18 protein-coding genes are annotated in these 18,229 nt (G+C 70.0%); 10 read left to right on the plus strand and 8 right to left on the minus strand.

Annotated features, from left to right (window positions below; all coding sequences use genetic code 11):
- Nucleotides 1–4 precede the first annotated feature (4 nt).
- The 3 genes from ACIBTU_RS12035 to ACIBTU_RS12045 all read right to left on the minus strand — a co-directional run bounded on the left by ACIBTU_RS12035 (nt 5) and on the right by ACIBTU_RS12045 (nt 3,220).
- Nucleotides 5–778 (minus strand): MlaE family ABC transporter permease, encoded by a 774-nt coding sequence (locus ACIBTU_RS12035; RefSeq protein WP_399125923.1) that lies wholly within the window; start codon nt 776–778, stop codon nt 5–7.
- Nucleotides 775–1,785, minus strand: a complete 1,011-nt coding sequence (locus ACIBTU_RS12040; protein WP_399125924.1) for an ABC transporter ATP-binding protein — start codon at nt 1,783–1,785, stop codon at nt 775–777. The genes ACIBTU_RS12035 and ACIBTU_RS12040 overlap by 4 nt, the downstream gene beginning before the upstream one ends.
- 490 nt (nt 1,786–2,275) lie before the next feature.
- Entirely contained in the window at nt 2,276–3,220 is a 945-nt protein-coding gene (locus ACIBTU_RS12045; protein ID WP_399125926.1) for a hypothetical protein, read from the minus strand.
- Between the two features lie 474 nt (nt 3,221–3,694).
- Here ACIBTU_RS12045 and ACIBTU_RS12050 point away from each other — a divergent pair, with 474 nt between their 5' ends.
- The 3 genes from ACIBTU_RS12050 (at nt 3,695) to ACIBTU_RS12060 (ending at nt 7,380) form a co-directional block, all read left to right on the plus strand.
- Nucleotides 3,695–4,279 (plus strand): hypothetical protein, encoded by a 585-nt coding sequence (locus ACIBTU_RS12050; protein ID WP_399125927.1) that lies wholly within the window; start codon nt 3,695–3,697, stop codon nt 4,277–4,279.
- Nucleotides 4,280–4,425: 146 nt separating this feature from the next.
- Nucleotides 4,426–5,976, plus strand: coding sequence for a DUF6801 domain-containing protein (locus ACIBTU_RS12055; protein WP_399125928.1), 1,551 nt, complete (start codon nt 4,426–4,428; stop codon nt 5,974–5,976).
- A gap of 192 nt (nt 5,977–6,168) precedes the next feature.
- The gene (locus tag ACIBTU_RS12060; RefSeq protein ID WP_399125929.1) at nt 6,169–7,380 is read left to right on the plus strand and encodes a helix-turn-helix domain-containing protein; all 1,212 of its coding nucleotides are present in this window, start codon (nt 6,169–6,171) and stop codon (nt 7,378–7,380) included.
- Here ACIBTU_RS12060 and ACIBTU_RS12065 read toward each other — a convergent pair.
- A complete protein-coding gene (locus tag ACIBTU_RS12065) occupies nt 7,370–7,624 on the minus strand; it encodes a DUF397 domain-containing protein (RefSeq protein WP_399125930.1) in 255 nt (84 codons plus the stop codon). The genes ACIBTU_RS12060 and ACIBTU_RS12065 overlap by 11 nt on opposite strands.
- Entirely contained in the window at nt 7,602–8,432 is an 831-nt protein-coding gene (locus tag ACIBTU_RS12070) for a Scr1 family TA system antitoxin-like transcriptional regulator (RefSeq protein ID WP_399125931.1), read from the minus strand. The genes ACIBTU_RS12065 and ACIBTU_RS12070 overlap by 23 nt, the downstream gene beginning before the upstream one ends.
- An 86-nt stretch (nt 8,433–8,518) precedes the next feature.
- Between ACIBTU_RS12070 and ACIBTU_RS12075 the strand changes: the two genes are divergently transcribed.
- Entirely contained in the window at nt 8,519–8,983 is a 465-nt protein-coding gene (locus ACIBTU_RS12075; protein WP_399125932.1) for an ATP-binding protein, read from the plus strand.
- Nucleotides 8,984–9,036: 53 nt separating this feature from the next.
- A complete protein-coding gene (locus tag ACIBTU_RS12080) occupies nt 9,037–9,978 on the plus strand; it encodes a hypothetical protein (RefSeq protein ID WP_399125933.1) in 942 nt (313 codons plus the stop codon).
- Between the two features lie 52 nt (nt 9,979–10,030).
- Here the strand turns inward: ACIBTU_RS12080 and ACIBTU_RS12085 are convergent, their stop codons facing one another.
- Nucleotides 10,031–12,217 (minus strand): phosphatase PAP2 family protein, encoded by a 2,187-nt coding sequence (locus tag ACIBTU_RS12085; RefSeq protein WP_399125934.1) that lies wholly within the window; start codon nt 12,215–12,217, stop codon nt 10,031–10,033.
- Nucleotides 12,218–12,683: 466 nt separating this feature from the next.
- Here ACIBTU_RS12085 and ACIBTU_RS12090 point away from each other — a divergent pair, with 466 nt between their 5' ends.
- The 3 genes from ACIBTU_RS12090 to ACIBTU_RS12100 all read left to right on the plus strand — a co-directional run bounded on the left by ACIBTU_RS12090 (nt 12,684) and on the right by ACIBTU_RS12100 (nt 16,086).
- Nucleotides 12,684–14,090, plus strand: coding sequence for an MFS transporter (locus ACIBTU_RS12090; RefSeq protein ID WP_399125935.1), 1,407 nt, complete (start codon nt 12,684–12,686; stop codon nt 14,088–14,090).
- A gap of 182 nt (nt 14,091–14,272) precedes the next feature.
- Complete coding sequence (locus ACIBTU_RS12095) at nt 14,273–15,391, plus strand: DUF2330 domain-containing protein (protein ID WP_399125936.1); 1,119 nt, start codon at nt 14,273–14,275, stop codon at nt 15,389–15,391.
- A 5-nt stretch (nt 15,392–15,396) separates the two neighbouring features.
- The gene (locus ACIBTU_RS12100; RefSeq protein WP_399125937.1) at nt 15,397–16,086 is read left to right on the plus strand and encodes an O-methyltransferase; all 690 of its coding nucleotides are present in this window, start codon (nt 15,397–15,399) and stop codon (nt 16,084–16,086) included.
- 19 nt (nt 16,087–16,105) lie between these two features.
- Here ACIBTU_RS12100 and ACIBTU_RS12105 read toward each other — a convergent pair whose 3' ends face one another.
- Nucleotides 16,106–16,507 carry a hypothetical protein gene (locus tag ACIBTU_RS12105; RefSeq protein ID WP_399125938.1) on the minus strand — a complete coding sequence of 134 codons (402 nt, stop codon included), beginning with the start codon at nt 16,505–16,507 and terminating at the stop codon, nt 16,106–16,108.
- A gap of 101 nt (nt 16,508–16,608) precedes the next feature.
- On the opposite strand from ACIBTU_RS12105, the gene ACIBTU_RS12110 reads away from it, so the two are divergent.
- Nucleotides 16,609–17,010 (plus strand): DUF1992 domain-containing protein, encoded by a 402-nt coding sequence (locus ACIBTU_RS12110; RefSeq protein ID WP_399125939.1) that lies wholly within the window; start codon nt 16,609–16,611, stop codon nt 17,008–17,010.
- Between the two features lie 30 nt (nt 17,011–17,040).
- Nucleotides 17,041–17,373 carry an antibiotic biosynthesis monooxygenase family protein gene (locus tag ACIBTU_RS12115; RefSeq protein WP_399125940.1) on the plus strand — a complete coding sequence of 111 codons (333 nt, stop codon included), beginning with the start codon at nt 17,041–17,043 and terminating at the stop codon, nt 17,371–17,373.
- Between the two features lie 3 nt (nt 17,374–17,376).
- Here the strand turns inward: ACIBTU_RS12115 and ACIBTU_RS12120 are convergent, their stop codons facing one another.
- Nucleotides 17,377–18,207 carry a peptidoglycan-binding protein gene (locus ACIBTU_RS12120; protein ID WP_399125941.1) on the minus strand — a complete coding sequence of 277 codons (831 nt, stop codon included), beginning with the start codon at nt 18,205–18,207 and terminating at the stop codon, nt 17,377–17,379.
- Nucleotides 18,208–18,229: the final 22 nt, after the last annotated feature.

Genomic DNA, 18,229 nt, shown 5'->3' on the forward strand with positions numbered 1-18,229 from the left:
GGGCTCAGCCTCCCTTCGGCGGAACGATCTGGAGGTAGATGCCGGTCATCACGGTGTTCACGAAGAAGAGCAGGATGAAGGTGATGACGACGGACTGGTTCACGGCGTCACCGACCCCCTTGGGCCCGCCCCGCGGATTGAGCCCCCGGTAGGCGGCGACGATCCCGGCGATGAACCCGAAGATGAGGGCCTTCAGCTCGCTGATGTAGAGGTCGGGGAGCTGGGCGAGCGCGGAGAAGCTCTGGAGGTACGCGCCCGGGGTGCCGCCCTGGAGCACGATGTTGAAGAAGTACCCGCCGAGGGTGCCGACGACGGAGACCATGCCGTTGAGCAGCACGCCGACGAACATGGTGGCGAGGACGCGGGGCACGACGAGCCGCTGCACGGGCGAGACACCCATGACGGTCATGGCGTCGAGCTCCTCGCGGATCTTCCGCGACCCGAGGTCGGCGCAGATGGCGGATCCGCCGGCGCCCGCGATGAGCAGGGCGACGATGAGCGGGCTGGCCTGCTGGATGACGGCCAGTACGCTGGCGCCTCCCGTGAAGGACTGCGCCCCCAACTGCTGCGTGAGCGACCCGACTTGCAGGGCGATGACGGCGCCGAACGGGATCGAGACGAGCGCCGCCGGCAGAATGGTCACACTGGCGACGAACCAGAACTGCTCGATGAACTCACGGAATTGAAACGGCCTGCGGAAGACGGCCCGAGCCACTTGAAGCGCGAGCGCGAACAGCTGCCCGGTCTGTCTGAGGGGGCCGAGAAGCGGGGTGCTCATACGGCGCCCTTCGCCCCGGGCATGACCACCGTCGGCTCAAGTGGCTCCGCCCCGTACGTGGCCCGGATCGCGGTCTGCGCGGACTCCGGCAGGCTGGGCAGCAGCTTCAGCACCCGCTCCCGGCGCCGGGCCACCGCCGCCCGCTCCCCCAGCCCGGGCGAGGGCTGGAGCTGCGGCACCAGCGACCGCGGGGCGGAGACGGCCGCCGCCCCGCCGGCAGCCTCGGCGGCCAGCGTCGCCGCGTCCTTCTCCTCGGACATGCCGATCGGCCCGACCACATCCGCGGTGAGGAACTGCCGGACCACCGGCTCCTCGCTGGTCAGCAGGACTTCCCGCGGCCCGAAGGTGACCAGGTTGCGCCGGTAGAGCATCCCCATGTTGTCGGGCATGGTCGCCGCGATGTCGAGGTTGTGGGTGACGATGAGCATGGTCGCGTCGATCTGCGTGTTCAGGTCGATCAGCAACTGCGAGAGGAAGGCGGTCCGTACGGGATCGAGGCCGGAGTCCGGCTCGTCGCAGAGGATGATCTGCGGGTCGAGCACGAGGGCCCGCGCGAGGCCGGCCCGCTTGCGCATGCCGCCGCTGATCTCACCGGGGAGCTTGCCCTCGGCGCCCAACAGGCCGACCACGTCGATCCGTTCCATGACGATGCGACGGATCTCGGACTCCTTCTTCTTCGTGTGCTCGCGCAGCGGGAACGCGATGTTGTCGAAGAGGTTCATGGAGCCGAACAGGGCGCCGTCCTGGAACATGAGCCCGAACAGTTTGCGGGCCTCCATGATGTCCCGTTCGGGGCTGCGGGCCATGTCGACGCCGTCGACCAGGACCCGGCCGTGCTCGGGCTTGAGCAGCCCGATCAGGGACTTCAGGAAGACGGTCTTGCCGGTACCGGAGGGTCCGAGCATGACGCTCACCTCGCCGGCCGGCAGGGTGAGGCTGACGTCCTGCCAGATCTGCTGCTTGCCGAAGGACTTCGTGAGGCCCTCGACCTTTACTTCGATTCCCATGTCACCTCCAGCAAGCACTCGTGGTTCGGTTGCTCTGTTGCTCGATGTGCACCGGGGGCGCACGGTAAGTAGATTTCCTGCGCCGGGACAAGCGGTCGGACGGTGAATTCCTTTTTGTCATCCGGGCTTTGTCACCGGCTGACAAACTTGCGCGGGGCGTTTGTCTCCGGCTGAGCAGTTGCATGGGGGTGGGGGCGAGCGGGGTCTCGTGTTCCGGGGGGGTGGATTTCACGAGACCCCACCCTCGGGGACCGCCCCGGAAGGAGGATCGGACCGGCGTTCCCCGTTTTAACTCCTGGTCGACAGGGGGGTGTCGACGAGGAGTCCAGTGGCCACCGCATCGACGCTACGGCCGAGTAACCTTGCCTCGCAATAGCGGGCTCGGAACTTTCCCGTAGCCCGCCGCCGACCCGGAATTCTTTGATGCCGGGAAATGGATTCGGCCGCGCCTTCTGTCAGCGAGTGATGAAACGGCGCGCGCTCACGTCCGTCACTTCACGCCCTCGTGCCAGTACTGCGAGAGCAGCTTGCCCTCGTTCGGCACCACGCTGCTCGGCGACGCGAAGGCCGCGACATACGTGGACGTGCTGTTGAGCGCGAGGCTGTTGCCGCCGGACGCGGACGGCAGCCCGGACTTGAGGTTGACCGCCCAGTCGAGCGCGCCGAGCAGGCCGCAGCCGTTCGCCCCGGGGACGGCGTACGTCGAGTCGCCCTGGTTCGCCCCGAGGATGCTCAGCTGATTGAGCACTCCCGTGGAGTTGAGGGTGCCGTCGGGGTTGAAGCGCTGCTGCTTGACCGCCGGCGCCGAGGTGTTCTGCGGCCGCAGCACGATCGGGTTCGAGGAGGAGCCGATGTAGCACTTGTCACCGAGGAACGGATTCTCCAGCTTGATCCGGACCGGCAGGCTGATGATCGGCTGCCCCTGCGTCACGCCCGCGAGCAGCTTGAAGTCGGTCGGCGTGTTCACGGACTGGACCTTCGCGGTCACCCGGTTGAGGTTGACGTCCGTGAGCTGCCTGCAGATGTCGGTCACCAGCGGGATGTCACTGGGGCACATGAGCCCGAGCAGCCCGCCCGGCAGCTGAGCCGGGGCCGCGACCAGAGCGCCGTCGGCCGGCGGAACGACGGTGGTCGTGCCGTCGGAGTGGGTGATGACCCCGGCCTGGAGGTCGGTGCGACCGGTCGGCACGACAGAGCTGCCCATCTTGATGGAGCCGCTGTCCGAGCTGGAGGAGATGCAGATCGCCACGTCGGTCTTGCCGTCGGCGGCGAGCATGCTCGGGGCGTCGACGGGACACCGGCTGAACGGGGCCCAGGCGCCGTCCATCTCGGTGGCGGCGCCGGCCGGAGCCAGCGAGGCGAGGGTGGCGAGCGCCGTCGCGGCGGTCACGACACCGGCACGGGTCAGATTCTGCGTACGTCTCGTCGAGCGCATGGCGGATTTCCCTTCACGGAGGGCAGAAGTCGGGCGTGAGCGGGGAGAACTGCGGGAGCAGCCGGGACGTTACTGGCGGGAAACCCCTGCGGCAATGCCCCTCGTTGACAGAAATTCCACTACCGCCCCGTTTATCAACGAGTGAGCAATCCGTCCGGGCATTCACTCGGCAAGTGAGCAGAAATATGCCCGGCCCGGAAAATGCTCACTCTCGGACAAGGCCCGCGCGATGGCCTGATCGGCCGAAGACAAAAAGAACCCCGACTTCAACCACTTCGCCGAATTCTTCCGGCATCCCATTGCGAGCCCTGGTTACTTGCTCGTAACGTCCATGAGGCAGGCGAGGGAAGGGGCGCGCCCCCCACTCACCCCTCTTCCGCCCGGAGTTGCACACAATCCGTCCCGCACCTCCCGAGGGACGGCCCTTCCCATCTCGTACGCCATACATCCCTGGAGGGATTCACCGTGCGCAGAATGACCCGCAACACCGCCGTAGCCGCCGCCGCGTTCGCCGCCGCAGTCGGCCTCTCCGTGTCCTCCGCCTCCGCCACCGCCCAGGCCGGCTACGTCGTGTCCCCGGGCGGCGCCTTCGCGGCCAACGCGGTCAACCCGACGCTGGGCGTGCCGGGTGCCACTCTCACCTGCGACAGCTCTCACGCGGCGGGCACCCTGCAGTCCTCCTCCGCCGACGGTGTCGGCATCGGCGACATCAACAGCATCTCCTTCACCGGCTGCAACGTGAACGGCATCGACTTCGACGTGACGCCGTCCGCGCTGCCGTGGAAGATCAACGTCACCGGCATGAGCAGCGCCACCCGCGCCGACGGAACCATCACCGGCATCGTCGCGAAGATCACCGGCTTCGGCTGCGAGGCGACCTTCGCCGGCAGCGTGACCGGCTGGTACGAGAACGGCGCCAACATCCTGCACGTCACCGGTGGCGGCACCCTGGCGGCGCAGGACGACGCGAACTGTCTCGGCCTCATCAACCCGGGCGACCCGGCGGACTTCTTCGGCGACTACCAGCTGACGAGCGCCCAGACGATCTCCCAGGGCTGACCGACGATCACGCACCAGGCACCGACCGACGCCCGCCACCGAGCTGACACTCGGCGGCGGGCGCTCGGCGCGTCCCGGAGCAGGCCGCACCACGAGACGACGACGGATGCCGGAGGGCGGCAGCCGGGCAGAGGAGACAGCCCACGATGAACGTCAGCGAGCAGCACCCTTCGCGGGCCGGCCGCAGGGGACGACGGACGACCCGTCGTATCGCCACGGCGACGGCGATCGCCCTCGTCCTGGGCGTGACGTCCGGCGCCGGTTCCCGTGCCGACGAGGCGCTCGACGCCGTCACACTGACCTACGACTGCCCGCTGCCGGGCAGTTCGGCCGGATCGACGCGGGTGACGGCTCGCGTGCAGACCGGCCTGCCCGCCAACGCCTCGGTCGGCGTACCCATCGATCCGGGTCAGGTGACGGTCGACACGACGCAGTCATTCGACGACCTCGCCGGCCTGCTGCCCGAGGGAACCACGACACTGGCAAGCAATGCCGAGCTGGCCATACATGTCCGGCACGACGGCGAGACGGCCGACGCGACATGGTCCCAGCTGACCGCCCAGAGTCTCGTCCCCGGCCCCGGTGAGGAACTTCGCCTCACCCACATGGGCAAGGCATCGACGATCACCGTGGGATCACCGGGCGACGTCGCCCTGTCTGTCGGCGAACTGCGCCTGAGCTTCATCCCGTCCGCGGACATGGCCCCCGGCGGCGGTCCCGTGGCACTGGTGTGCTCGCTCGCGGAAGGACAGGACGGCATCCTGGCGACCGTGCCGGTGTCGGGTGGCGAGGGTTCAGCCACGCCGAGCAGCAGCGCCCCCTCGGACAAGGAAGGCCGCACCGGTCTGTCGGTGTCCCCCGAGGTGGACGAGACCACCCCCGATGTCCCGGAGACCTGCCCTGACGTCACCATTGAGGGCGAACCGGACATGACCTACGGACTGCAGTGGCTGCCGGGCACACAGCTGAAGGACGTGTACCACGGAAGTGAGGCTCGAGTCTGCGCCTATGCGGCGGGTGTCGCCACCGTGCGCAAACAGAACGGCTCCATGATCATCAATGACCCCTCGCGTCGACCTGCGCTCATGAATATTCGAGCGAGCGTGAACACTTACTCCTCCAAGCCCGGAACCCCCCTTGTTTACAATCGAACCGATTCGATCGGCCGGATCGATCTCCCCGACGCCGAGTCGACGTTCCTCACCTTCGGCTTCACCCCCGTATCCGCGAAAGTGAGTTTCGAAACCGGTCCCGTCACGGCCACCACCGGAACCCGCGGCGCCAGCCCCAACAGGGAAACCTGGGCTGCCATCAGCTTCGACCAGAGCCTTCGCCTGCACGATGTGAAAGTGAACGGAACACCGCTGAACGTCGGGCCGAACTGTCGGACCAAGGCACCCTTCCGCGTGGTACTGGAAGGCTCCTTCGGCCCCAACGGCACCCAAGGCACCTACACCAACGTGCTTCTCGGAGGACTCCTCACCACCAAGAACCACCTGGTCGACATCCCGGCCTTCTCGGGATGCGGCTCCAAGGGTGAGGACATCGACGCCTTGTTCACTGCGGCGATCAGCGGGCCAGGAAACCTGGTCGCCATGAATCAGGCGACGGCCTGCATCCCCAAGTTCCCCGCCGGCCGCAACGGCTGCCCCCCTGCCCCCACCACGCTCCCCGCACTGACCCTCCCCACCCCCTGACCCCTCCGACGTGCACCACCCGCGCTTTACAGCCAACCTCAAGCCGAGTGGTGTACATCACACGTAAGTTGCTCTAGTTTCAGGAGCTCCCAAAGGTACGCACCTGACGGCCACGCAAGGGCCACACGGGCCACACCCTTCGGCCCTTGCGACGCCGTTCCCCACCGGGCGCCCGGACAGCGAGGACCGCACATGCCTCCGCGCGTACAGCCCCCTGACGTCAACGAACCGCTGGGTCCGCTCCCCCGCGAGTTCGCCGCCATCATGCGGCCCGAGATCCCCGGCCTGATCAAGGAGATCCGGGTCGAGGTCACCCGCGCGTATCCCGAGTACGCCCAACTCCTCAACGGCCCGAGCGGGGCGGCGATCCGCCAGGGTGTCGAGCACGCCCTGTCGGCCTTCGTCGACCGGGTCGCCGACCCCGCCGCGCCCTCCATCGCCCGCGACGAGCTGCTCCGCAAGTTCGGCCGCGTCGAGGCCTACGAGGGCCGGGACCTGGAAACCCTCCAGAGCGCCTACCGGCTCGGCGCCCGGGTCGCCCTGCGCCGCGCCAAGACGATCGGCCGCCGCTTCGACCTGTCCCCCACTCTCCTGCTCACCTTCGCCGACGCGCTCTTCGCGTACATCGACGAACTGGGAGCGCTCTCACGCGAGGGCTATCTGGAAGTACAGGCGAAGTCCGGCTCGGCAATGGAAACGCTCCGAAGACGCTTGCTCCACCTTCTCCTCGCCGGCACCCCGCTCACTCACGCCACGATCAACGAACTGTGCGAACAGGCCAGTTGGCCGCTGCCCGAGCAGGCCACCCTCATCGCCCTGCGCACCCCGGCGCCCGATGCCATCCAGGCGGACCTGGACATCGATGTCCTCGCCGACCTGGGCGCCCCGCAGCCTCATCTCCTGATCCCCGGCCCGCTCACCCCCGAGCGCCGCGCGATGCTGGAGTCCGCGACCTACGGCACCCCGATCGCGATCGGCCTCCCGCTGCCCACCGCACAGGCCGCCGACTCGCTCCGCTGGGCCCGCCGCACGCTTCAACTCGTCGACGACGACATCGTTGCCGACGCCCGGGTCCTCGACACGGCCGACCATCTCGTGACCCTGTGGCTGCTCTCCGACCCGGCCCTCGTCACCGAGATCGCCACCCGTGAACTGGCCCCGCTCGACAAGTCCACCGGCACCCGCCGCGCCCGCCTCGTGGAAACCCTCCACGCCTGGCTGACCACGCGCGGCACCGCCGAGCAGGTGGGCGACGCCCTGGGCGTCCACGCCCAGACGGTCCGCTACCGCCTGCGCAACCTGGAGGCCCACTTCAACGGCCAACTCGACGACGCGGACCGTCGATTCGCCATGGAGGCGGCGCTACGAGCACTCCACCTCCATGGCGGCAGCGTCACCCGCTGACCTGCCCCGCGACGAACACGCGGAACGCCTCCGGCGTGAACGTGAGCCGGGGGCCGGCCGGGTCCTTGGAGTCCCGGACGACTACGTGGGCGTGGGGGGTTTCGGCGATCTCTACGCAAGCGCCGCCCTGATCGCCGCTGTACGAGGACTTGCGCCAGGTCAGTCCGCCCAGGGGGGCGCACTCGACGCAGGAGCCGCCCGTGTCCGAGCTGTAGGTGGACTTACGCCAGGGGATGCTCGCCATACCGTTCCTCCATCACGCTCCGGATCAGCAGCGCTGAGTCCACGGGCGACAGAGCCGCCGCCTGCAAATGAGCGTAACGGAGCGAGTGTTCACCGACCCGTTCCGGGTTTGCGGTCGAACGACCGGTCTCGTAGTCCTCCGTGTAGACGATGGCCGGGTCCTTGCTGAACCGGAACATGTCGAAGGGCCCGGGGCTCCCCGCGTGCGCGCCGACGCCGAACGGCAGCACCTGAACGTTCACCCGAGGATTCGCCTCGTAGCCCAACAGGTGCGCCAGTTGCTTTCGCATGACGGCGGCGCCTCCCACCTGACGGTGGAGCACTCCCTCGTCGAGGACGAGCCACAGGAGCGGGGCCTGCCCGTTCTCCAGGATGCGCTGCCTGCCCAACCGAGCCGCCACCTTGCGATCCAGGCCGGTCCGGTCCACGTAGCCGAGTACGGCCCGGGCGTACTCCTCGGTCTGCAGAAGCCCATGTATCAGGTGCGTGTGGAAAGCCTGGATCTCCGTCGCCCGGGACTCCAACTCCGCGATCTGGCGGAACCAGGCCGGGAGCTCGCTGCGCAACACAAGGTCGATCAACCGCGAAAGCAACCCCTCCGTCCCCAGAGCCGCATCGCACCGCTCGCTGAACTCGAGCGTCGGCAGCTTCCGGGCCGTCTCGATCTGGCCGACCAAGGAACCCGTGTAATTGACGATCTGGCCGAGCTGTTTCTGGGTCAGGCCCGCGGCCTCCCGGTGGCGGCGCAGCTCGAAGCCGTAGTAGTCGAGCGGCGAGGCGCTCGGGTCGAGGACATTGATGTGGACCATGCGCAGCCCCCTCAACCAGGCCCACAGAGGGGCCAGTTGTATCCGGTCGATTGCACAGCGTAACCAGCACTCGGGACGCTCGTCCCATGAACCAGCAGAATCAGCGGAGCGAGCCGCACGCCTACACCCTGCATCTGACCGTCGGCACGCACTCCGCCCGCCACGTCCGCCGCATCGTCCACACCCTGTGCGCCGACTGGTCGGTCCCGGCAGGCGTACGCGACGACGTCGCCCTGGGCGTCACGGAGTTGCTGTCGAACGTCGTGCGGCATGTGCCGGGGAGCCGGGCCGTGGTCCGACTGCGCCACGATCCGGACGCCGGGCGCGTCCGGGTCGAGGTGACGGACGAGGGTCCGCCGTTCCCGCTCCGGCTGCCCGGCCCGGCCGACCCGTACGAGGAGTCGGGGCGCGGCCTGGCGCTGGTCGCGGCGGTGACGGAGAAGTGGGGCGTTCAGCTGCTGCCGGCGGGCAAGGCCGTGTGGTTCGAGTGCGCGCAGGCCCCGGTACCGCAGGAGTCCGGACCTCTGGCCAGAGCCAACCCGTGCGGGTGAACGGTGCGGCATATCCCTCTGGAATATTCGGCTCCGCTCGTACGGTCCCTCTCATGGTCAGCTCACCTCACGAGGCGATGCACCAGATCCTTCAGGAGGACCCGGCGATGTTCGTCCGGTCCTTCCGCAAACTGGGCATCGACTTCCCCGAACCCGTCGCCGTCTCCCTGATGCCGACGGACCTCACCGAACTGCGCCCGGTGGAGCGGCGCGTGGACACACTGCTGCGCTTCGACACAGCCCGCGGCGACGGCTACCTTCTCGCCGTCGAGTCACAGGGCCGTCCCTCCACGGAGAAGCCCAGCGCCTGGGCGTACTACCTGGCCTTCGTGTACGCCAAGTACCGGATTCCGCCGGTGCTTGTCGTCACGACGCAGGACAAGCACACGGCGCACTGGGCGGAGCGTCCCATCGACATCGGGCCCCCGCAGTGGCCGGCGCTCACCGTCCGGCCACTGGTCCTCGGCCCGCACAACGTGCCGATGATCACGGACCCGGAGGAGGCCGCGCAGGACATCCCGCTCGCCACGCTTTCCGCGATCACACACGGGAAGAACCCGGACATCGCTGCCATACTCAAAGCGCTGAGCAGCGCCTTGAAGACCATCGACCTGGACACGGCGATGATCTTCTCCGAATTCACCGAACTCGGCCTGGAGGGCATCCCGGCCGCAGACATCTGGAGGCACCTGGTGGCTGTCGACCTCTCCTTCTTCCGCTCCCAGACCGCACAGAACATCCGGGCGGAGGCCCGCAAGGAGGGCCGCGAGGAGGGCCGCGAGGAGGGCCGCGAGGAGGGCCGCGAGGAGGGCGAAGCCAAGGGCGAGGCCAAGGCCGTGCTCCGGGTTCTCGACGCGCGCGGCATCGCTGTCCCGGACGAGGCCCGCGCCACGATCTCCGGCTGCTCCGACACCTACGTCCTCGACACCTGGCTCGACCGCGCCATCACCGCCACGTCAATCGACCAGGTACTCGGCGACACCACGTCCGCCTGACACCCCTCCCCCCGACCACGGCCCCGCCGACTCCGCGTCGGTGGGGCCGTCGTCATGACGGGCTCGATGCGCCGGCCGTGACCTCCCCCGCGTCACTGTCCGACCGTGGCTCGGGCCGCGACGGGCGGGACTTGGGCGTTCTGGCGCGGGGGCCCTGAAGCACGTACGTCAGAAGGAAGCCGAGGCCGACGACGACCGCACCGCCGACCGCGTCGAGGACCCAGTGGTTGCCCGTCGCGACGATCGCGGAGACCGTGAACAGGGGGTGGAGGAGGGCGAGCGCCTTCAGCCACCACTGGCGGGCCAGGATCGCGATGACGATGCCGCACCACAGGGACCAGCCGAAGTGCAGGGACGGCATCGCGGCGTACTGGTTGGTGAGCTGGGTGAGGGTGCCGTAGTCCGGCCTGGTGAAGTCCTGGACGCCGTGGACCGTGTCGATGAAGCCGAGGCCTGGCATCAGACGCGGCGGGGCGAGCGGGTAGGCCCAGAAGCCGATCAGGGCGAGGAGGGTCGCGAAGCCGAGCGCGGCGCGGCCCCAGCGGTACTCGGCGGGGCGGCGCACGTACATGAAGCCGAGGACCGCGAGCGGGACGATGAAGTGGAAGGTCGTGTAGTAGAAGTTGAAGAAGTCCTTCAGCCACGGGAGTTGGGTGGCGACCGTGTGGTTGATCCCGTGCTCGACGTCGAGGCCGAGGATCCGTTCGATCGTGTGGATCTGGTGGCCGTGGGCCTCGGCGGTCGCGCGGCCGCCGGAGATCGTGCCGCCCGTCGCGGCGAGGCGGACCTGCTGGTAGGCGGAGTAGCCGACGCGGATCAGGATGAGTTCGAGGATCAGGTTCGGGCGGTCCGTGACCCGGCGCAGGAACGGCAGGAGCGGGACGTGCTTCCAGCGGGCGGGGGCCTGGGGCGCGTACGTGACGGGGATCGGGGTCGCGTACAGGGGTGAGGTGCGCGGGAGGAAGGGGACCGCGACGGCCGCGGCGAGGGCCGCGATGAGGACGACGTTGTCCCGGACGGGATCCAGGAACGTCATGTTCGGCAGCATCATCGTCGCGGGCAGCGTGAGCGCGAGGACGACGAGGACCGGCCACATGTTCCGGTCGCAGGCGCGCTTGCCGACACGGCCGACGACGGCGAGCAGGACCCAGAGGAGCTGGTGCTGCCAGGTGGTCGGGGAGACGGCGACGGCGACGCAGCCGGTGACGGCGACCGCGAGGAGGAGCTGTCCGTCGCGGGCGTAGCGGACGGCGCGGCGCAGGCCGATGAAGGTGACGGCGGCGCCGAGGGCGAGGAAGAGGGCGATCTCCGGCCCGCCTTCGAGGCCGAGGCGGAGCAGCGCGCCGTGCAGGGACTGGTTGGCGGTGGCGGCGGGGTCGGCGGCGAGGCCCGCGCCGGCGAGGTGGTGGATCCAGTACGTCCAGGAGTCCTGCGGCATGACGGCCCAGGCGAGGAGCGTGGCCGCGCCGAAGGTGCCGAGGGTGGTCGTGGCGGCCTGGCGGCGGCCGGTGAACCAGAGGAGCGGGGCGAAGAGGAGGACCGTCGGCTGGAGCGCGGCGGCCACGCCGATGAGGACGCCGGAGGCCTTCTCTCCGGGGACGACGAAGCAGCCGAGCAGCACGAGGAGGACCGGGATGATGCTGGTCTGGCCGGTGGTGAAGGTGTTGCGGACCGGCAGGGACAGCATGAGCAGGCTGATCGCGACGGGGGCCGCGAGGAGCGAGGTGCGGCGGGCCGCGGGCTGCGGGAGGGTGCGGGCGGCGATCAGCCCGAGGGCGACGACGAGCGCGAGGGAGCCGAAGGTCCAGCCCCAGCCGAGCGCCTGTTCGGCGGCGATGGAGAAGGGTCTGAGGACGAGCCCGGAGAACGGGGTGCCGGTGAAGCGGTCGCTGCCGTCGGCGCCTTCGTAGAGGGAGCCGCTGACGTGCAGGACGCCCTCGGGGCCGATCCAGGTCTCCAGGTCGGTGAGGCGTTCGCCGCGCGGGGTGGACAGGACGGCGACGAGCTGACGGGTCGCGAGGAGCGCGGCGAGCAGCCAGAGGAGGGCGCGGGCGGCGGTGAGCCGGCCGGTGCCGTCGGTGAGACCGGCGGCGAGGGCGGTGGCACCGGGTCTGCCGAGGGTGCCGGGTGTGCCCTGGGGGCCCGGGGAGCCGTGCGTACCGCCCGCCGGTCCCGTCCTGCCCGCCGGTCCCGTCCCGCGCCCGGTGTCCCGTCGTCCTGCCCGCTCCGCGTTCGCCACGTGCCGTCGGCCTCCAGCCGCCTGTCTCGACACCCGCGCACGGCGAGCGCCCGTTCCGTCCCTGAATCCTCCTCCGTGGACTTTTTGGCGTCCTCTTCAGAGGTTCGCACCGTCCCGTACCGAGAGACGCGGGCTGCCACCGGTTCACCTGACTTCGACCTGTTTCCGGCCGGAGGGCGGCACAACGGGCCCGATGCATGGCGTGCGGATCGCGTGTCGATTGCGTGCCACATCACGCGTTAATTGCGTGCTACATGGATCGGTTCCGCGACAAACCTCACAGGAAGCCTGATCGCGAAGGCGCGCCCGCTCCCGCGTTTCCCCAGGCCAGGCCGGATATCACCACGGAGCGCTGCGGAGCGAACACTACCCGTTACCGCCCGGTGCGCCCCTATCGTCCGTTCAGGGCCGTTCCGCGTGAACGGCCTTTGCCCTTGTCCCCCACGAAAGGCAGGCGAGCGAGACCTTGTCGTCCACTCTCTCCGTCGCCCCCGGTACCAGCAGGTCCGGAGCCTCCCCGGCACCGGACCGCCGCACCACCGCCGAGCAGCAAGACGTCACCGTCACCGACCCGTCCCTCGTCAAGCGGGCGGTCAAGGCGGCAGCGCTCGGCAACGCGATGGAGTGGTTCGACTTCGGTGTCTACGGCTACCTGACCGCGACCCTGGGACACGTCTTCTTCCCGACGGCGTCCAGCACCGCGCAGGTCCTGTCCACGCTCGGCACCTTCGCCGCGGCCTTCCTGGTCCGCCCCATCGGCGGCGCCTTCTTCGGCCCGCTCGGCGACCGCATCGGCCGGCAGCGCGTCCTCGCCATCACCATGATCATGATGGCGGCGGGCACCTTCGCGATCGGCCTGATCCCCTCCTACAACACCATCGGCGTGTGGGCGCCCGTGCTGCTGATCGTGGCGCGCATGGTGCAGGGCTTCTCGACGGGCGGCGAGTACGGCGGCGCGTGCACCTTCATCGCCGAGTACGCGCCCGACAAGCGCCGCGGCTTCTTCGGCTCGTTCCTCGAGTTCGGCACGCTCATCGGCTACGTCGCCGGTGCGGGCCTGGCCACCGCCCTGACGACGCTCATGTCGTCCGGCGACCTGTACGGCTGGGGCTGGCGCATCCCGTTCCTCGTCGCCGGTCCGATCGGTCTCGTCGGCCTGTACGTGCGGATGAAGCTGGAGGAGACCCCGGCCTTCCAGAAGCTCGCGGAGGAGGCCGAGGCCAAGCAGAAGGCGCAGCCCAAGCCGAAGCTGCGCGAGATGTTCGTCGGCAAGGGCGCGGGCAACGCCATGATGCTGTGCATCGCGCTGGTCCTCGTCTTCAACGTCACCGACTACATGCTGCTGTCGTACATGCCGACCTTCCTCAGCGAGGAGATGGGCTACGACGCCACGCACGGCACGCTGATCCTCATCGGCGTGATGGTCCTGATGATGTGCGTGCAGATCCCGATGGGCGCCGCCAACGACCGCTTCGGTCACCGCAAGGTCATCGGCGCGGCCTGCGTCGGCTTCGTCCTGCTGTCCGTCCCGGCCGTCCTGCTCATCCGCGCCGGTTCGACCTGGTCCATCGCGCTCGGCCTCGCGGCGCTGGGTCTGCTCCTGGTCGGCTTCACGTCCTCGATGCCGTCGGCGCTCCCGGCCCTCTTCCCGACGAAGGTCCGCTACGGCTCCCTGTCGGTCGGCTTCAACATCTCCGTGTCCCTGTTCGGCGGCACGACCCCGCTGGTCGCCGCCGCGCTCATCGCGGCCACGGGGAACCTGATGATCCCGGCGTACTACATGATGGCCGCGGCCGTCATCGGCGGAATCGCGGCGTGGCGCATGCGCGAGAGCGCGGGCAAGCCGCTGCCGGGTTCGGCTCCGGCGGTCTGACGGCGGCGGGTTGACGCGCCCCGTCAGGGGCGCGGGGAACTGCGCGAGCAACCACGACGAAAGCCGCAGACGCGACTACTCGGTGAACGAGCAGACGCGTCTGCGGCTTTCGCGCCTGCGCGCCACGCAACAGCCCCGTAACGACGGGAACCCGCCCCGACGATCACCCCGTCGGAACGGACATGCAGACCAACCGGGCCCGGGCCGCCCTCATCACCCTGGCGGCACTCCTGCTCCAGCTCCTCACGCTCGCCGCCCCGGCGAATGCGTGCGGCTGCGGAGCCATGGTCCCCAGCCGAGGCCAGATCAGCGTGGACGACGAGACCTCGGTGCTGCGCTGGGACGGCCGCACGGAACAGATCGTGATGCGCCTCGCGGTGCACGGCAGCGCCCACGACGCGGCGTGGGTGATGCCCGTCCCGCACCGCGCCACCGTGAAGCTCGGCGACGTCGCCCTGTTCGACGACCTGACCCTGGCGACCGCCCCGGAGATCCGCACCCGGCACTACTTCTGGCCCCGCGGCGACGACTGGCCCTTCGACGGCGGCGCCGGAGACGGCGCCGCCGCCACCCCGTCCGCCGCCGGTTCCGGCGTCGGTGTCGTGGGCCGCGAGCGCCTGGGCCCCTTCGACGTCGCCCGGCTCACCGCCACCGACCCGGACGCGCTGGCCGACTGGCTGCACGACAACGGCTTCGAACTGCCCGACCGCCTCGACCGCGCCTTGCGCCCCTACGTCGACCAGGGCTGGGAGTACGTGGCGGTCCGCCTCGCCCCGGCCACCGCCGACAACCTCCCGATGACCGGCCGCCTCGACCCGCTGCACCTCACCTTCGCCAGCGAGCGCCCCGTCTACCCGATGCGGCTGTCCCGCCTGGCCCGCACCGAACAGCACCTCAACCTGTACGTGCTCGCCGGCCACCGCATGGAACCCCGCTCGACGATCGGCGGCGACGAACCCGAGCTGACGTACGCGGGGCGGGTCACCAACACGCAGGGCCCACTCGCCGAGCTCGCCGCCGGCACCCCGTACCTGACCGCGTACACCCAGGACTTCCCGACCCCGTCCGCGATCGACGGCGACCACGAACTGCGCCGCTCCGCGCACGACACCGCGTACCGGCAGGTCGACTACGACGACGAACTGCTGACCGTCGGACCGGACCTGCCCGTCTGGCTCCTGACCGTGCTCGGCGCACTGGCCGCCGTGGCGACGACGGTGATCCTGCTCGTGATCCGCGCCCGGCGCAGGCGACCCGTCGTCCCGCCTGCCCCCGTGCAGGCGCCGCCGCCCCTACGCTGACGGACATGACGACAGACTCCCCGGCAGCCCGCCAGCCCGATGTCGCAACCGCTGTCGACGCCTACCTCAGCGAACTCCTCGCCCCGGCCGACGAGGCCCTCGCCGCGGCCCTCGCCGACAGCGAGGCCGCCGGTCTCCCCCGGATCAACGTCTCGGCCACCAACGGAAAGCTCCTGCACCTGCTGGCCCTCACCCAGGGCGCCCGACGCATCCTGGAGATCGGCACGCTCGGCGGCTACAGCACCATCTGGCTGGCCCGCGCGCTGCCCGCCGACGGTGCGCTGATCAGCCTGGAGTACAGCGCGAAGCACGCGGAGGTGGCGCGGACCAACCTGGCCCGCGCCGGCCTCGACAAGACGGTCGAGGTACGGGTCGGCGCGGCCCTCGACTCGCTGCCGGTCCTCGCCGACGAGGGCCACGTCTTCGACCTGGTCTTCATCGACGCGGACAAGGCGAACAACCCGAACTACCTGGAGTGGGCGGTGAAGCTGACCCGCCCGGGCAGCCTGATCGTCGTCGACAACGTGGTGCGCGGCGGCCGCGTCGTCGACCCGGACGACACGGAGCCGGACATCACCGGCACCCGCGCCGCCCTCAAGTTCCTCTCCGAGCACCCGAAGCTGGACGCGACCGCGATCCAGACGGTCGGCGTCAAGGGCTACGACGGCTTCGCGCTAGCCCGCGTGAAGGACTGACGCCCGCCCGGCCCTCTGCTCAATCCTCCTGGTAGAAGCCCACGTTGACGCTGCGCGGCCCGCTCCGGTCGAGGACGACGACCTCACCGGACGCGCCGCGCGGCAGCTCGACGACCCCGCCGTACGGGACGGGCTGCCCGGGCCCCTGCGGGCTGCCGAACCGCACCCGCACCTCCGACGCCGGATCGTCCTGCGAGCCGCGCAGCCACTCCATGCTCCACTCGCCGCCGGGCCCGCACCGGAACTCCAGATGCACCCGCGACACGAACAGCCAGTCGTCGGGCGTCACGAGCCGGCACTGGGCGGTGTCCCGCCCCACGCGCAGCACGGCGCCCGGCACACTGTCCGCCTCGGCCATCACCATGCCGGCCGTGGCCCCCGCGTCCTCGCCACCCACCGTGGCCATGGTCAGTTCGAGCACCGCACTCCCCCAAGCGTTCCGCGCTGTTCCTCCCGGCCTGTCGTTCGGCCGGGACGCCGCGCATCATAGGCCGCCGACGCCGCCTCTGGGACACTGTTCCCATGACCGAACGCAAACCACCCGGCGTCAGCTTCGAGTCATTCGTCGACCATCAGATCCGTGACGCGCAGCGCCGCGGCGACTTCTCCTCGCTGCCCGGCGCCGGCAAGCCGCTCGACACATCGCCCGACACCCTCTACGACGAGAACTGGTGGGTGAAGCAGAAGCTCGCCCGCGAGGGCATCTCCGTCCTGCCGCCCTCCCTGGAACTGCGCAAGGAAGCCGAGGACACCCTGGCCGCGATCACGTCGGCCCCCTCGGAGCGCGTCGTGCGCACCCGCATGACGGAACTCAACGCCAAGATCCGCGACATGATGTTCAAGCCGCCCCCGGGCCCGCCCCTCGGCCTGAAGCCCTACGACGTGGACGAGATCGTGGAGCGCTGGCGGCAGGCCCGCGCCTGACGCGCCCGGCGGGTGCGGCAGGATGACGTCATGAGCGTAGTGAAGATCAACGTCCTGACCGTCCCCGCCGAGCAGCGCGAGGTCCTGGAGAAGCGGTTCGCGTCGCGGGCCGGTGCCGTCGAGAACTCCGACGGCTTCGAATGGTTCGAGCTCCTGCGTCCCATCGAGGGCACCGACGACTACCTCGTCTACACGCGCTGGCGTGACGAGGAGTCTTTCCAGGCCTGGATGGAGGGCCCGATGAAGTCCGCCCACCAGGGCGCCCCGCAGGCCGGCGGCGACCGCCCCAAGCCCGCCGCCTCCGGTTCCACGGTGTGGTCCTTCGAGGTCGTCCAGCAGGCGGCGCCGAAGAACCAGGCCTGAGGTCTAGCCGCTCGTCTCCGACTCCAGCATCGCCCGTGTCGGGGCGTCGTACGCGCCCGGTGTGCTGGTGGGGATGCCCCGGGCCACCTGGTAGCGGCGCACGGCCCATTCCGTCGGGCTGTTGTAGTTGCCGTTCGGCTCGCCCGTGTAGAGGTTGAGCTGCTGGAGGCGGCGCTGGAGTTCGGAGACCTCCGGGCCGCGGTCGCCTCGGCTCAGGGTGTCGGAGCCGGCGCCCCACTCCTCGCGCTCGGAGCGGGAGGGGCTCGGCGCGGTGCTGGTGCGCTCCTCGCTCGGGGTGGGACTCGCGCTGGTGCGGCTCGGGGTCGGTGACGGCGACGCCGAGACGGAGGCCGAGGCCGACGCGGAGGTGGAGGCGGAGGCCGACGGCGCGGAGGACTCCGGGGACGGCGCCCCCGGCGTCGTACCGGGCGCGGACGAGGCGACCAGGTCCGAGGGCCGCGCCTCGTCCGCCGTGACCTTCGAGGAGTCGCCGCCCGAGGTGACCAGCACCGTGACGAGCGCCGCCACGCTCAGTACGCCCGCGACGGCGGCGAGCAGCGCCACGGGCGCCTTGCGGCGCTGCGGCTCCTCCGGCTCGGGATCGTCGCGCTCGGCGTCCGGCACCGCGCGCTGCGGCGGCAGCGGCGCGGGCGTGTACGGGAGGGAGGCGCGCGGCGGCTCGGGCTCCTCCGGCTCGGGCAGCGTGACGTACGGGCGCACCCGCAGCGGCCCGAATCCCTCCGCCTCCCCCAGGTCCTGGCCCGGGTCGGTCCCCGGGTGGTTCGTCGCTTCGTGGTCGTTGTCGAACTGGTCGCTCACCGTGCTGTTCCCCATCCCCTGAGCGTTGTCCGCATTA

It is taken from the genome of Streptomyces sp. NPDC050145, assembly GCF_044460245.1.
In the GTDB taxonomy this organism is placed as follows: Bacteria; Actinomycetota; Actinomycetes; order Streptomycetales; family Streptomycetaceae; genus Streptomyces.

Excerpts from the sequence above, each read along its gene's own strand:
- ACIBTU_RS12095 (WP_399125936.1), top strand. The coding sequence starts at position 14,273 with ATGCAGACCAACCGGGCCCGGGCCGCCCTCATCACCCTGGCGGCACTC.
- ACIBTU_RS12075 (WP_399125932.1), top strand. The coding sequence starts at position 8,519 with ATGAACCAGCAGAATCAGCGGAGCGAGCCGCACGCCTACACCCTGCAT.
- ACIBTU_RS12045 (WP_399125926.1), bottom strand. The coding sequence starts at position 3,220 with ATGCGCTCGACGAGACGTACGCAGAATCTGACCCGTGCCGGTGTCGTG.
- ACIBTU_RS12035 (WP_399125923.1), bottom strand. The coding sequence starts at position 778 with ATGAGCACCCCGCTTCTCGGCCCCCTCAGACAGACCGGGCAGCTGTTC.
- ACIBTU_RS12065 (WP_399125930.1), bottom strand. The coding sequence starts at position 7,624 with ATGGCGAGCATCCCCTGGCGTAAGTCCACCTACAGCTCGGACACGGGC.
- ACIBTU_RS12115 (WP_399125940.1), top strand. The coding sequence starts at position 17,041 with ATGAGCGTAGTGAAGATCAACGTCCTGACCGTCCCCGCCGAGCAGCGC.
- ACIBTU_RS12055 (WP_399125928.1), top strand. The coding sequence starts at position 4,426 with ATGAACGTCAGCGAGCAGCACCCTTCGCGGGCCGGCCGCAGGGGACGA.
- ACIBTU_RS12110 (WP_399125939.1), top strand. The coding sequence starts at position 16,609 with ATGACCGAACGCAAACCACCCGGCGTCAGCTTCGAGTCATTCGTCGAC.
- ACIBTU_RS12100 (WP_399125937.1), top strand. The coding sequence starts at position 15,397 with ATGACGACAGACTCCCCGGCAGCCCGCCAGCCCGATGTCGCAACCGCT.
- ACIBTU_RS12080 (WP_399125933.1), top strand. The coding sequence starts at position 9,037 with ATGGTCAGCTCACCTCACGAGGCGATGCACCAGATCCTTCAGGAGGAC.
- ACIBTU_RS12060 (WP_399125929.1), top strand. The coding sequence starts at position 6,169 with ATGCCTCCGCGCGTACAGCCCCCTGACGTCAACGAACCGCTGGGTCCG.
- ACIBTU_RS12070 (WP_399125931.1), bottom strand. The coding sequence starts at position 8,432 with ATGGTCCACATCAATGTCCTCGACCCGAGCGCCTCGCCGCTCGACTAC.
- ACIBTU_RS12050 (WP_399125927.1), top strand. The coding sequence starts at position 3,695 with ATGACCCGCAACACCGCCGTAGCCGCCGCCGCGTTCGCCGCCGCAGTC.
- ACIBTU_RS12120 (WP_399125941.1), bottom strand. The coding sequence starts at position 18,207 with ATGGGGAACAGCACGGTGAGCGACCAGTTCGACAACGACCACGAAGCG.
- ACIBTU_RS12040 (WP_399125924.1), bottom strand. The coding sequence starts at position 1,785 with ATGGGAATCGAAGTAAAGGTCGAGGGCCTCACGAAGTCCTTCGGCAAG.